The 13,929-nt window shown below is 54.1% G+C and carries 11 protein-coding genes; 3 read left to right on the forward strand and 8 right to left on the reverse strand.

All coding sequences use genetic code 11. The features are described from left to right. Nucleotides 1–385 precede the first annotated feature (385 nt). Nucleotides 386–928, forward strand: coding sequence for a chorismate mutase (locus AC6I8I_RS23875; protein ID WP_031378125.1), 543 nt, complete (start codon nt 386–388; stop codon nt 926–928). Between the two features lie 106 nt (nt 929–1,034). On the opposite strand, the gene AC6I8I_RS23880 is transcribed toward AC6I8I_RS23875, so the two are convergent. The 8 genes from AC6I8I_RS23880 to AC6I8I_RS23915 form a co-directional block, all read right to left on the reverse strand. Beyond that, complete coding sequence (locus tag AC6I8I_RS23880; RefSeq protein WP_312056605.1) at nt 1,035–2,039, reverse strand: substrate-binding domain-containing protein; 1,005 nt, start codon at nt 2,037–2,039, stop codon at nt 1,035–1,037. A gap of 29 nt (nt 2,040–2,068) precedes the next feature. After that, a complete protein-coding gene (locus AC6I8I_RS23885; protein WP_312056604.1) occupies nt 2,069–3,478 on the reverse strand; it encodes a sucrose-6-phosphate hydrolase in 1,410 nt (469 codons plus the stop codon). Further along, nucleotides 3,478–4,848 (reverse strand): sucrose-specific PTS transporter subunit IIBC, encoded by a 1,371-nt coding sequence (locus AC6I8I_RS23890; RefSeq protein ID WP_046289434.1) that lies wholly within the window; start codon nt 4,846–4,848, stop codon nt 3,478–3,480. Before AC6I8I_RS23890 ends, AC6I8I_RS23885 begins: the two co-directional genes overlap by 1 nt. 71 nt (nt 4,849–4,919) lie before the next feature. Beyond that, on the reverse strand, nt 4,920–6,437 hold the full coding sequence (locus tag AC6I8I_RS23895) for a carbohydrate porin (RefSeq protein WP_069729827.1): 1,518 nt from the start codon (nt 6,435–6,437) through the stop codon (nt 4,920–4,922). 163 nt (nt 6,438–6,600) lie between these two features. Further along, nucleotides 6,601–7,527 carry a fructokinase gene (gene cscK, locus AC6I8I_RS23900; RefSeq protein WP_312056602.1) on the reverse strand — a complete coding sequence of 309 codons (927 nt, stop codon included), beginning with the start codon at nt 7,525–7,527 and terminating at the stop codon, nt 6,601–6,603. 255 nt (nt 7,528–7,782) lie between these two features. Further along, nucleotides 7,783–8,766: a ParB family protein gene (locus tag AC6I8I_RS23905; protein WP_094106375.1), complete on the reverse strand. Its 984-nt coding sequence runs from the start codon at nt 8,764–8,766 to the stop codon at nt 7,783–7,785. Next, nucleotides 8,763–9,965 carry an AAA family ATPase gene (locus tag AC6I8I_RS23910; RefSeq protein WP_031377930.1) on the reverse strand — a complete coding sequence of 401 codons (1,203 nt, stop codon included), beginning with the start codon at nt 9,963–9,965 and terminating at the stop codon, nt 8,763–8,765. Before AC6I8I_RS23910 ends, AC6I8I_RS23905 begins: the two co-directional genes overlap by 4 nt. Before the next feature lie 854 nt (nt 9,966–10,819). Continuing rightward, nucleotides 10,820–11,071 (reverse strand): Rossmann-fold NAD(P)-binding domain-containing protein, encoded by a 252-nt coding sequence (locus AC6I8I_RS23915; protein ID WP_312056601.1) that lies wholly within the window; start codon nt 11,069–11,071, stop codon nt 10,820–10,822. 407 nt (nt 11,072–11,478) lie between these two features. Here AC6I8I_RS23915 and AC6I8I_RS23920 point away from each other — a divergent pair, with 407 nt between their 5' ends. After that, complete coding sequence (locus AC6I8I_RS23920; protein WP_497828951.1) at nt 11,479–11,688, forward strand: helix-turn-helix domain-containing protein; 210 nt, start codon at nt 11,479–11,481, stop codon at nt 11,686–11,688. Nucleotides 11,689–11,842: 154 nt separating this feature from the next. Further along, on the forward strand, nt 11,843–12,277 hold the full coding sequence (locus AC6I8I_RS23925; RefSeq protein WP_312056600.1) for a LysR substrate-binding domain-containing protein: 435 nt from the start codon (nt 11,843–11,845) through the stop codon (nt 12,275–12,277). Nucleotides 12,278–13,929: the final 1,652 nt, after the last annotated feature.

The raw sequence follows: 13,929 nt of genomic DNA on the forward strand, positions 1-13,929 counted from the left end.
CCGATCCGGATCGCAACATCAGGCTCCACTGGCGGCCTATTAGCGGACAGTGGCTTTACTGCACCCGGCCGTAACAACCTTCTTCACCCTGCCCTGTCGCCCTTCGCTTAGCGCATCCCTGTCTGACAATAACTGGAGCTGCGCTGGCGGCAACATCATTAATACCGGCTGTTGAGCAACACCGGCTGCGGCGGGATAAACCTGTCAGCGTGGCATAGCAACATGAAGATTGTGTGACGTTAAAAGACGAAAAACCCATCAGGATTAATCACCTGCGCTAGCGCACTGACACCGTTTGCAATTCATACTTTGAAAACAAAATAATTACCTTCGGCGATTTTTTCATGACTAAATTAGCGCCAGTTTTCATTAACGGAGCGGGCAAATGACGCATTTTACGACGATTCTTTTCTCTTCACTGTTTGTGTGCTGTAACGTTTTTGCCGGGCCGGTCTCTTCCGTTGCGCTCGGCACGCTTTCCACTGCATTAAATGAACGGATGCAGGTGATGAAAGAGGTGGCTGGCTACAAAGCACAGCATCATCTCCCGATCGAGGATTTGCCGCGGGAACAGCAGGTGATGCAAAGCATGCTGAAAAACGCTGAGCAAGCCGGACTGGAACCCCATTCGGTGGAACCGTTTGTTCATGCCCTGATGAATGCCAGTAAGGCGATTCAATATCGTTATCGGGCGGACTGGCTATCAGTCCCGGATAACGCCGCCGTCAGGGATCTGGCTGATACCCGGCAACAGATACAACGGCTGGATAGCCAATTGCTCAACGCGATCGGCCAGCAGCTGTTGGCTGGCGGCTTTCCGCACGCCGAACGGGCATGGCTGGCCTCGCAACTCACGGCGGCCAACCTGAGCGAAGGCGATAAAAATAGCCTGCTCACGTCGCTCGCCAGCATCCGGCGCAGCCAGTAACATTAATCCGGCCGCTGATTCAGCGCATTAAGCCGCACGACGCCAATCGATAGTTGCCTCTGCCAGCGGGAGTCGCGTTGCTGGCATCGGTTAACCTGCGGCGGCGTTAACAGCGCAGACGAAGCGTCGCAGGCAGTACCAGCTGGCTGTTTACTGGCTCATCGCCGCGGATCAGGCTGGTCAGGATCGCGAAGCAGGCCTGCGCCAGCTGCGGCACGTTTTGCTCGACCGTGTCGATGGGGATGGAGAGGGAATCATACAGGTAGTGATCGTCAAAACTGGCAATGCGGATGTCGCTGGTCAGCAAGCGGTGCTCGCTCATATAGCGCAGAACGCCCTCCAGCAGGCCGCAGGCGGCGGTAAACAGCGCTTTCGGCGGCCGCCCCAGCCGTTCGCACAGGGTGGCAAACATCTCATAACCGCTGGCCGGGTGATAGTTACCCTGAATAATCCATTCCGGACGCAGCGTAACGCCAGCACGCGTGAGTCCCTGGCTGAAACCCGCCAGGCGATCCTGGGTTGGTGACAGATCGGGCTGACCGCCAAGAAAGTAGATCTCATCCGGACTGGCGCGCGCCAGCCTTTCAACCAGATCGGCGGTGGGCGTGATGGCATCGGTGATCACCCAGGGTAAGCGCGTGTCACTGATGCGACGGTCAAACAGCAGCACCGGCAACTGCTCGCTAAGGGTGACGTAATCACTGTCGCTTAACATGCTGGACGCGACAATCAACCCGTCGACCTGGCGCGATACCAGGTTATTGACCACCGCCATTTCCTGCCCGGCATTTTCGTCGGTACAGGAGATCAGCAGCTGCAATCCTGCGGCGCGGCACAGGTTTTCCAGCGCGTGAGAAAATGCAGCGAAGCCGTGGTTGGTGATTTCCGGCACCACCAGCCCCAGTGTATGGCTGCGGGCATCGTGCAGCATCCGGGCATGAATGCTGGGCTGATAGTGATGCTGTCGGGCAAGCGCCAGCACCCGTTCACGCGTCTCCTTCGCGACCCGCAGTTCTTCTCCGCGGCCGTTGAGCACCAGGCTGGCGGTGGCTTTACTCACCCCCGCCAGCGTGGCAATGTCACTGATGGTAACGCGTTTCGTTTTTCTCACGGCAAGGCATCGTCTAAGGAAACAAGCGCTTATTCTACCATGCAGCGACGTAACGACCAGTAGTGAGCCTGCAGTTCTGCGCGGCCACGCAGGGTTAACCACGCCGGCTGCGTCGGAAAATAACGGCTGCTCATCACCCCTTCGCCATCATTGATGAAAATCTCAACGCTGGAGTGATCGCACAGGATCTGTAACCGGCTGGCGGCGCCCGTCCAGTAGCGGTAGTGCCATTCACCCGTGACCAGACTGCGACGCGCCAGCTGCAGTGCATCCTGCTGCCACGTCACGATCAGCGTGTCGGCAAAATTGAGTTCGATTCCGCCCTGGCTTTCCAGCAGCAGTTCCAGCCGCTGCGCATCGATCGGCGGCGCGTCATCAGCACGTCCCTGATAAACCTTTCCGGCTTCGCGCAGCGCCTGCAGCTCGGCGATCGGTTGCTGACAGAGCTTGCCATCCCGGGAACTGAGTTCACGCAGGCAGGTCATCTGGTGGATCCAGTGATGAGCAACGGTGGGCTGGGCCATCTCTTCCCCATCGGGCGTGCCCATCCATCCCACCAGCAACCGCCGCCCGTCAGCGGTCAGCGTGGTCTGCGGCGCGTAAAACTCGAAGCCGGCGTCCAGTTCGTGCAGCGGGCCGTGGTGATAGGCCGGCGTCTGATCATCGAGCGTGCCGCTCAGCCAGGCGCTCGGGTGACTGTTGAGAAAGCGTTTTTCCTCGCGCGCCACGCCCTGCGGGCAGCAGATCAGGTAAGTGCTGTCGCCGAGAGTAAACATATCCGGGCATTCCCACATGTAACCCGCCGGCCCGAGACCGCCCAGCCCGCTGCCCGCTATCTCGCCGAGCAGTTGCCACTGCTGCAGATTTTCCGCCCGCAGCAGCAGCACTTTACCCTGCAACTGCCGATCCTGAGCGCCCAGCACCATGTACCAGTGGTTACCCTGTCGCCAGACTTTCGGATCGCGGACATGTCCGGTGTAGCCCTCTGGCAAAGCAATAACCGGCCCGAGCTTATCAAATCCTGCTGCGCTTTTTTGCTGAGCCAGGCACTGCCACGCAGTGCGTGTGCCGTCGTCAAATTTCACGTTGCCGGTGTAAATCAGCGTCAGAACGCCATCGTCATCGACCGCACTGCCGGAGTAACAGCCGCTACGGTCATACGCTTCATCCGGCATCAGCGCAATCGGCTGATGTTGCCAGTGCAGCAGATCGGCAGAGCGCCAGTGTCCCCAGCATTTATGTTTATGCTCGCACCCCAGCGCATTCCACTGATAAAACAGATGATAATGACCGTCAAAATGGATAAATCCATTCGGGTCGTTAAGCAGTCCGGTAACCGGCGCCAGATGCCAGCCGGGATAATGATGGTCGTTAAGCGCAGCAGGCATCTTCTGCATCACCGCCTGCAGGATAGCCGGCAAAAGTGTCGATGAAGCCATTATTCAGCATCCGTATTGTATTTAAGCAGGTAAGAGACCACGAACGCCGTGGTGAATGCGATCGCCACGCCGATGCCATAATTGAACAAGGAACCCGCCTTGACGATTGCCATGCCTGGCAGCCCCGTCAGCCCGACGGCTGTCATATAGACATGCACGGAAACCACCCAGGCACCGCCCAGCGCGCCACCGATCAGGCCGGCTATAAAGGGCTTCATGAAGCGCAGATTAATACCAAAGATTGCCGCTTCCGTGATCCCCAGCAGCGCTGAGAATGCCGAGGGCAAGCTAATCGCTTTTATCTTCACATCTTTAGTTTTAAACCACACCGCCAGGCAGGCACCGCCCTGAGCCACGTTGGCCATCGCCCAGATCGGCAACAGGAAATTAACACCAATGGCGGGATTTCCCAGCAGTCCGGCTTCAATCGCATGGAAACTGTGGTGTACCCCGGTAATCACGATCACCGAATAGAGCCCGCCAAACACCAGCCCCGCCAGCCAGCCCGCGTGGGCTATCAGGGTGCTGAGCACCAGAGAGATGCCGTCCCCCAGCATACGACCAGCCGGTCCGATGATCAGCAGCGCGATAAAACCAGAGATGATCACCGTCAGGAACGGCGTCAGGATCAAATCCAGTGCATCAGGAATAATCCGGCGCAGCTGCTTCTCCAGTACGCTCATAAACCACACCGCCAGCAGCACCGGAAACACCGTGCCCTGGTAACCGATCATCGCCACTTCGATACCGAAAAAATTCATGGTATGGAAGCCCGAAGCCACGCCCCAGGCGTTAGTCAGTGCCGGGTGGGTCAGAATGCCGCCAAGGGTTGCGCCAAGAAACGGGTTGCCGCCAAACTCACGAGCAGCGGTAAAGCCGATCAGGATCGGCAGGATAATGAAGGCGGCGGAACTGCACATATCCAGCATGATGTAGAGTGCGTTATCCGGATTGACCCAGCCGTAGGTTTTCACCATGCCCAGCAGCCCCATCAGCAGGCCGGATGCCACGATGGCCGGGATAATCGGCACAAAGATATTCGACAGCAGACGGGCGATACGCTGGAACGGATTAAGCTTGCGCGCCGCGATATCCGCCGCTTCAGATTTGCTCGACTCGCTAATCCCCGCTTCAGCAATAAATGCGGCATAGACCTTGTTGACCACACCGGTGCCAAAAATCACCTGCAGCTGCCCGGCGTTGCGGAAGCAGCCTTTTACGCCCTCGATCCGGCCAATCGCCGCGGTGTCTGCCTGGCTGTCGTCCGCCAGCACCAGCCGCAGGCGCGTAGCGCAATGCGCCGCGCTGGCGATGTTCTCCCTGCCGCCCAGCAAGGGCAGTAGCGCGCGGGAAATTTTTGCATAATCCATATTAACCTCTATCTTCTGGTTTCATTTTTATTGGTGCGGTTGCCCAGCCCCTGCAGGCTGGGGCTGTCTGGTCAGAACCAGGTTTCCATCTGAACGCCAAAGTTCCATTCCCCTCCGGCCTCAAAACCCTTACTGCCAAAGGCATCATCACTGGCATAGTTATCCAGCCGGTGATCCCAGTTCATCCAGCTGGCGAACAAGCGGATTTCCGGACGTTTCAGGAAGTCGCCTACGTCTCCGGCTTTCAGGGTGGGTGCGACGGTGAGTTTGGTGAAGCTGCCGCTGACGGCATTGCGGTTTCTGTACCCTTCCGGGCGCAGGTCCATGTACTGATAAGAGCCTTCATACTGCATCTCAAAATTTTGAGTCATCTCCTGAATCAGCCGCAGGTTAACGGTCGCCCAGTCGTAACTGTCGCCTTTGACATAGCGATCCTGGCTATGCTGAGCCAGCAGCGCCGGGGCAATATGCCAGCCGTCTCCCAGCGCCGTGATGCCATAGCTGGCCAGACGCCAGCTATCCGCCTGCGGCAGCAGCGCGCCATCTGAACCAACAGATTTCACCTCTGCACCCAGACCGTGGCCATACAGCAGCGCCGTTTTCGCCGAGCCGTCGGTCAGGCCATAGAAGCTGTCGTTATGCAGTCCGAGCAACGCATGTACGCCGGTGTTCGCCGCATCGCTTTTGATCTTATTTCCGTCAATATCCTCGCGATCATCATTATCTCTGGCCCGCATGCCGCTCATCATCAGCTGAACCGGGCCGACAAAGTTGTTGAGTGACAGGATGTAGTTTTGCGCGCTGTTTTCGTTGTTTTCGATATCACCAAAGGTCCGTCCATACACCGAGAGGTTGCTGCGCACCCGATCACCCCACCTGATGTCGTAAAAGCCGGCACCGGTTCCGGCGAGGAACACCACATCGGAGTCGATCCAGTGAATATCGAAGTTGTCACGATCAAAGCGTTTACCGGCCCAGACGGTGCTGTCTTTAAAGGCACCGTCGAAGGTCGGCAGCTGGCCGATTTCGACAAACGCCTGCCGCAGGTTGAGATCGCTGCTGTCAGCCGTCCAGTCGTTGTAGGTACGCTGACCGTCGGCCAGCATCGCTTTAAAGCGGGTGGTGGCACCGTTGGTCAGCGTCTGTTTATGTTCCAGATTCAGTTCGACATAGGTGTCAGGCTCATTACCGAGACGCCCGACGTGGCCGCCGGTTTCGCCGGCAGGGGTCAGCGTCGGTCCGCCCTGGGTTTTCGCTGCCGAGCTGTTCATCAGCAGGCCGGAGCGGGCGTAGCCGTGAAATTCAAATCCGCCCGCATCGGCGGAAGGTTTCAGTTCCGGTTTAGCGCTACGTTGCGCAACGTCAGTGGGAGCTGGCGGGGTCTGCTGCTGGACGGTTGCCAGCTGTTGTGCCTGCTTCTCAGCCGCTTCGGCCCGGATTTCAGCCGCGCTTGCGCGTTGCTCCGCGACCTGCAGACGGTGTTCAAGTGCGGCAAGCCGGGCTTCAATCGTGCTGAGGCCCGGCTCTGCCCGGACCGGCACAGCAACGAACAGGGTTGCCAGGGCTAATGCAATCGTGCTTTTTTTCATTGTTTTGCGTCTCTGAGGAAGGGCTATCATCACAAACTTTTTTTGCTAAACCGGTTTAGGCGCGAATCATAATCATGGGTAATTTCATCGCGCAATGAAAATTGCTAAACCGGTTTAGTGAATGTGAGATGGCTCGCAAAACCAGTGATAACAGCCCGGAAAATCAGCCTGTCAGGTCGCTGAGTTGATGCAGCCAGGGTAGTGCCGTCATCGCCCCTTTAGCCGTGGTTGCCAGTGCGCCACAACGCTGGGCGCTGGCAAGACTGACGGCTAACTGTGGCTCATCGGCGGGCAGACCCGACTGCGCCAGCTGCCACAACAGTCCGGCGACAAAGGCATCACCGGCACCGGTGGTGTCAATGCTGGCCACCGGCGTAGTGGGATAGTGATAAATCTGCCCCTGGTGATAAGCCATCACGCCCGCCCTGCCCTGCGTAACCAGCAGCAGCTTAATGGCAAAACGTTCAGCCAGCTGTTGCATGCTGTCGGCAGGATCTACAGCAGAATGGAGGAACTGAAGTTCCTCTTCTGACAGCTTCACCACATCAGCACAGGCCAGCGCCTGATGCACAACCGCATGCAGCTGTGTCGGGTCAGGCCACAGATCATCACGCAGGTTCAGGTCGAAACTGACGAATCCGCCTGCGGCGCGTATACGCTGCATTGCGGTAAGTGTGGCTCTCCGTGAGGGTTCGGCTGACAGCGCGATTGAACAGCAGTGCAGCCATTCCCCGGCGCTGAACTGCGGCAGATCGGTTGTCTCGAGAAACAGGTCTGCGCTGGGACGCACCATGAAGGTAAATGACCGCTCGCCGTTGTCATCCAGTCCGACCACCACGGTTGAGGTGCGATGAGCGGGATCGGATGTGAGGAAGGTGGTTTCTACCTGCTCATCATTCAGCGTCTGGCGCATAAAGTCACCAAACGGATCGGCCCCTACTCTGCCGATAAACGCACTGTTTCCCTGCAGGCGCGCCACACCCACCGCCACATTGGCTGGTGCGCCGCCCGGACACTGCATTAAACGTCCCGGCGTTTCCGGCAACAGATCGACCACCGCATCACCCAGACACCACACGCGTACTGACATAGAAATTCCTTAAAGTATATGAGTAAGCTAAACCGTTTTAGCTATAACCGCAAATACGTCAGGATTCAACAATCAAATTGCAGTAATGGGAGATGTAACGCCGGAATAATGGGAAGGATGGCAGTCTTTAACCTCCCTGTAACGCCGGATGGGTCAGCAATGCAGCGAGTTTTCGAGCGGGAGTGATGAATAGTGAAGAAAGTGATCTGACCGGCCAGGATAAAAAAACCGGCGGCAGGCCGGTTTTAACGATAATCAGGAATTGTTCTGCTTCATCGATGACAAAATCTGTTTAATCGAAGCATCAATCTTCTCGGTGATCTCTTTTGGCAGGCGGCTGAATTCATACTGCACGGTCCGCTTCTCGTCGTTGGTTTTACGGCGCGCATAGGTATTGGCGGTGCTGAAGGTCGCCAGTTTTTCCGTCACCGTCCTGCTGGCTGGCGGCGGGGTTTTAAGCTGCTTCCTGGCGGTTTTGAAGCAGTCGAGAATGGCCGATTTTTTTTCGTCGGCGTTGAGCTGTGCCGGCATCGTATCACGGGTCAGTTTATCCTGAATCTGACTGACCAGGTCATCGACCGCGACCGCTTCGGCTTTGGCTTCTTCCCACACATCAAGCAGCAGCTGATAATCCTGCAGCGTTAGTTCAGCCACCACCGGGAAAAGTTCGATAAATTCAGCCGGAACTGAAGCAGCCTGGAAAGCACGCGTCACTTTGGCATTCGAGATCCCTTCCGCTTTGGCAATCTCCGACTTACTCATGCCCTGCTCGTTCATCAGCATAAAACGCAGTCCCAGCTCGCGCAGGTTATGTTCGCGGGCAGTCTGAATATCGGCGGCCAGCTGACGAGCATCACTGATGCTCAGTTCATCCGCCGTGACCAGCACTTCCAGACTGGCACCAGAGAGAATACAGGCTGCGCGGCGACGGGAGCCATCCATGATTTCGATCCGGTCAGCGGTGATGCGCCCGATGGCCGGGAAGAACTGTTGCAGGGTAATGGTGCGGGTGATCTCTTTGAGCGACTCCGCCGTCAGCGTGCTCTGATCGCGACCGTTAATCTTCGGGTCAACGTAGGTCTTTGCTTCAATGTCATCATGCGGGATCAGCTGCCGCACAAAGGTCGCCTTCATACCCGACTTAAGGGTAAAGGTGCGTGACTGGCTGCTGCTGTCGATCATGCTGGCAATGGCGGAGTCACCGAATTTGCGGCCTATGCGCTGGATGGGTTTGCTCACAGGGTGCTCCTGATATATTCAATGCGATCGAATACAGCCCTTGAGAACTGCTCCGCTTCATATTTAGCTTTGCGTAACGCATCGGCGCTGCCGGGATAGGATGACGGGTTCGCGCTGATCACCGTATCAAACGACTCGCCGCAGCGTTCAAAGCCATCAAGCCGCGGCAGGCCACAATCAAGCATTGATTTGGTAAACACTTCGCGGGCATAACTTTGAGACGTGAGGTGATCGTGCTTGGAGGTCATTTTTGACATGAAGCCAATATTTGCCTTCAGGCGTGGCTCAACCCCTTCCGCTTCGATCCGCTCCAGCATTTCTGGCAGACGTGTCAGGTATTTCATCGTCGAGTGGAAATCGACCTGCGCCGGCGGCGTTGGCGTCAGCAGCACATCACTGGCAGCAATCGCATTCAGCATAAACGAATCGAGATGCGGGCCGGTATCGAGGAAGATGAAGTCGTAATCACCGGCCAGACGATCGATGACGTTACGGCGCAGAACTTCAGAAGGTGCAACGCCGGGCAGATGCTGGGCGACCAGCTCTTCCCAGTCACTGGCGACAAACCCGTCATCAATCGAGGCGGGAATGACATCCACGCCAGGCATTACCGTCGGCTTGATAAACTGCTCACGCAGCTGGTCAGCGTCCAGATCGTTGAGCATGGCCTGGGCGGCGGTTTCCAGTACCGAGCCAACGCTGTTGGTGTGGCTGAGGAACATGGTGCTGGAAGCCTGCGGGTCAAGATCGATAACCAGTATCCGCAGGTCATTGTGCAGCATCGAAGGATGGGCGCGCATACCGTGGGCCAGCGTCACGGTGCTGACGGTTTTAGAAACGCCACCTTTGAGGCTGACCACAAAGATCACAAACGGACCTTCGTGCTTATCACGGTATTTTGGTACCTTACGGTGCTGATAAATATCGACCACGTTCTGGATAGTTAATGCATATTGTGAGGTGCTACCGGTTTGCTTCTTACCAAACTGATAGCCGGCTTCTTCCATGTCACTGATGGCGGCAACCACGGCATGCTTACTCAGCAATGGCATGTTGGCAACGGCATTCCGAGAGAAAGTCTGATAAAAACCGGTCTGGTTAAATTCCTGACGCTGCTGCTCAATATGATTACTCAGCCCGTGCAACATAGAGTTGGCACGCGTTGCCATCTCCAGCACACCACCATAGTCACGCTTCATAAGCCCCTCTGCATTAATGTTTTTTGCATACTACACAAAAAGCGGTTATCTGCCAATTTTTTAGAAAAATGCCAAAAACCTGGATTTTTTATTAGAGGATGGAATGCTTCGGGCTGATTACGCTGGCGTAACCTGCTGCCGTCCGGGCCGGGATACTTCAGCGGAAGGCGCAGTGCGGCGAAAGTTGGCTGATTAACAGTAGCCGATCAGAAGCAGAGAACAGCAGGAAAATCATTCCCGCTGGTGAGTCTTTCTAAAACTGCAGCGAAATCTTTCCTGGTAACAGCTAGCGCAGCATACAACGTATCAACAGGACATAATCCGGATGAAGATAGCGAAAAAAGGGTGTTTTCATCGTGAAAATATGAACAATTATCATTTATTTCATAAACTTGCCACTATATTTCCCTGGTGAGTTTCCTGAAAAACGGGCCGTTCAAACCAGCGAATAAAGCACAGAGCAGGAATGCGTCAGCGATACTTTAGATGGCCACGGTGGCACATGTTCTCTCAGCTCTACAGTTAAATTGCGGGTATATAAAAGTTCGCCAGTTGAAATAATCGCTTTACCGGCCGTAAAACAAGGTATGGCGGGTAAGTTATTTCCCCGAAGAGAGCTGTCGAAAAAATGAAATCACAATCCACCGTGCTCACCCGACTATTCTCTGCTTCCGACTCTTCCTTCACGCTTATTCGAAGCACTCTTGCTGGGCGAACTGAATGTTATAGCCTGACAGGCCGCTACAAGAACCCTGTCGAATGCGCAGCATAAACGAACAAGCCAGCAGGCGCGGAAACGATATGCTGAAGTGTAAAATGTCCCAGCTTCACACCACCGCTGAGATCTGAACGGGCTAATCAGTTGAGTTGTGTCTGGTTTCAGGTAGCCTATACCACGACGCGCGCTGCTGATCGAAGCAGAATCCGCCGGTAAATTTCCCCTGACTCTGTTCTGCCAGCCAGACAATCCCGGCCGTAGCCTGGGGCACGCTTCTGTAGCCGCTGTGTTCATTGAAATCTGTGGCGGTATAGCCGGGAACCACGGCGTTCACGCTGATGCCCGCATCCTTAAGCTGTCTGGCAAAGGCGATGATTTTCGCGTTCATTGCGGTTTTTGAGCGGTACAGGCCAGTTAATAGACCTTAAAAAGGATGGTTCGGGTCGGAAACCTATTCCATTGACCCAGTCCACTACTGGCTATGATGAGTGTAGCGCCGAGGGCGAATTTCAGTAGCGGCAGAAAAGCCTGGCTCCGCGCGTCATCGCGACACGCCAGCCAGATACGATAACCGCACAAACCGGGTTGTCTTCAAGCCGATAATTTAGTTGGCCCCGGTAATAAGCACAACTCTATCTGTCATAACGTCTCCGGCTTATTCAGCCTGAGATGCGCTTTCCTTTGCAGAAGGAGTCTCGTGTTTGCTCTCCCTTTATAAGCGGACTGATAACGTTTGGTAATAAAGGAGAATATGAACAGGCTGATCGGATAACCGAATATTGACAGGCCGCAACTGTGAATGACTTATCGATCTTCATTACCGTGTTCAAAGAGAATGGCTTCCGGATGGCGGCAAAACAGCCTGATCTGTCACCTTCAATCGTAAGCGAAAGCATCACTACGCTGGAGCAGAATGCTGGCGTGCCGCTTTCTATCCGCACTACGTGCAGCGTAACACCAACCGAAGCTGGCCGGACTTTGGCTGACCTATTGCCTCTCTGCTGACTAAAATGAGAGCAGTGCTGAATGACGTTTCAGGTTCTCAGCAAGCGGTACGCGGCGTGCTTAAATTGAACGCCACTGGTGCAGTGATGCTGGATATTCTGCCACCTATAATGAACCGCTTCTCCTGCGCTTTCCGTTATCAGGCGTAGTGATCATGGTTGATGATCGCCTGGCAGACGTTACCTCAGCAGGCTGTGACGCCGGTATCCGCTATGGCGAGCATCCGGTAAAAGATACCAGTGCCGCACTGATCGGTGCCCGCACACAGACGCTCGCACCTGCGGCCGCGCCTGGTTATTTAGCGTTGCAGGGTTCACCGTCATATCCGGCTGATTTAGCCAGCCATGACTGTATTCGGGTGAAATATTCAAGCGGTGTACTGAGACCCCGGGAATTTGAATATCGGGGTAAGGCCGTGAAGGTTAATCCTGTCGGTCGCTTAATTATTGGCATTGATGGTGCAGCTGCCGCTATTAATTTCGCTAAACAGGGCAGAGGCATTATCTGCTCTCTTCGGGAACCGGCTACAGCCCCATTTCGAAACTGGCGAGCTTGTTGCTGTACTGCCGGAATCGCGGTCTGCTTTTGATGGTCCCTGGCTCTGCTTTACTCACCGATTTATGTCTGCGCCGCTGCGCACATTAATGATTTTCTCAACGAAGAGCGTGCGACACAGAGGTAAATGGCATAGCCTGGTATCGCGAAACAATCATGCTAATTGAAGTGCGGACGGAAAGAGTCGTACTGCGCATTCTTCATTTTGACTATCTGTATATTTGCTGGTGATGAGCGAGCTGAGTCGCGCAACAGAAATTAATTGCGGACTGCTGAGAATCGTTGGTCTGTTTTATCGTTGCCTACTTTTAATCTTCTCTTCATGATATGAAAAGCTGAATTATCTGACAGTAGCATTTCAGGAGTTAAGCTGTTGACAGAAAACGCAGGTGAATTAGCCTGTTTAAAACGAAACTTTCTGGCTTCCTATGCAGAAAATTGGTGTTGTCAGCCTGAGATGTTTAGCAACCTCCTCTAAATGAACGGATGTGCCACCCCTATTTAATTGCTGGTTTTCAGCATTCAGAACTTAGATTCTCATTTTTCAGCTTCTGCTCAGAATGAATTTTGCAAACCGTATCCCAGATGGCTTCTACTTATTGCATCGGTCGTGTCGATCAACATGAGGCATGTATTCAAGCGTTTGTGCTGAAAATCGCTCTCTTAAGTATGCAGATGCTCATCATTACAAACTCTCCTGATCGTCATTTTCAGGAGAAATTCATGGTGTTTTCATCATGAAAATTTGTTAAAAACATATATTTATCAATATTTTGGATTGATTTCAACCTGGTGAAAATTTGATGTGATTAGCTGGATGAGAAACGTGTTTAGCAGAGCAGGGGAAAGGTGAGGGCATCATTGTTAAATAATTATATCTTTGGATCAGGTGCTTAACTACGCACCCGGATTGGCAATGAAAGAACTGGCACTTCTTTTAATGCATTAAACAGCGGGATGTTTCAGCAGGTATCGGTTCGTCAGGCTTGCTGGTTAGATGATAATCAAAGCGAAGAAAACAATGCTGCATTTAACATCCCTGCGGTGAAAAGGTAGACGATATCAACTGAGCAAGGCTGATTTACCAAACCTGTTGGCCGCTAACTGGCTTTATACCAACATGCGGACAGTCTGTTCAGATTTGCCCTTTCTTTTCCTTTGATTTGCTCTGGCAGGTTACGGTCAATCTTCAGCCCTCCTGTACGCCCTCACTTTTACTCAAACTTTCCTGTCACGATTCCCGCTTTTTTCCCGGCATGTTTGTTGTTTTTATCCTCGTTATCCACAGGTCAGATCCAATCGTTCGATCCTCTATAGATCAAAATGAGATCCTTAATAGATCCCCGCTGCCGCCTGGGCCTTGCAGGAGAAGGCCTGAAGAGGGGTTGATAACCACTATAGCGAGAAGAATAACCACTGTGGGAAGTAAAATAACCACTGTAGCGAGATAAACAACCGCGCTGGCGAGTGACCAATAACCACTGTAGCGAGTAAACCGCTATTTAGCTGTGTATAACCTTTATTTGAATAATCGGGCAACAAACCGCATCAGCAGAGGAACATGGGGGAGGGCGGGGAAGCGGGCTGGTGAGTTGATTCTGTTTATCCACCGTAGTCTGACAGTGATTTAGTCGGTTTATCCACCGATTAGATCCAATAACAGATCCTCATAAGATCATAATAAGT

The sequence above is a fragment of the Pantoea sp. X-Soil-YNGN-775 genome, assembly GCF_059730575.1.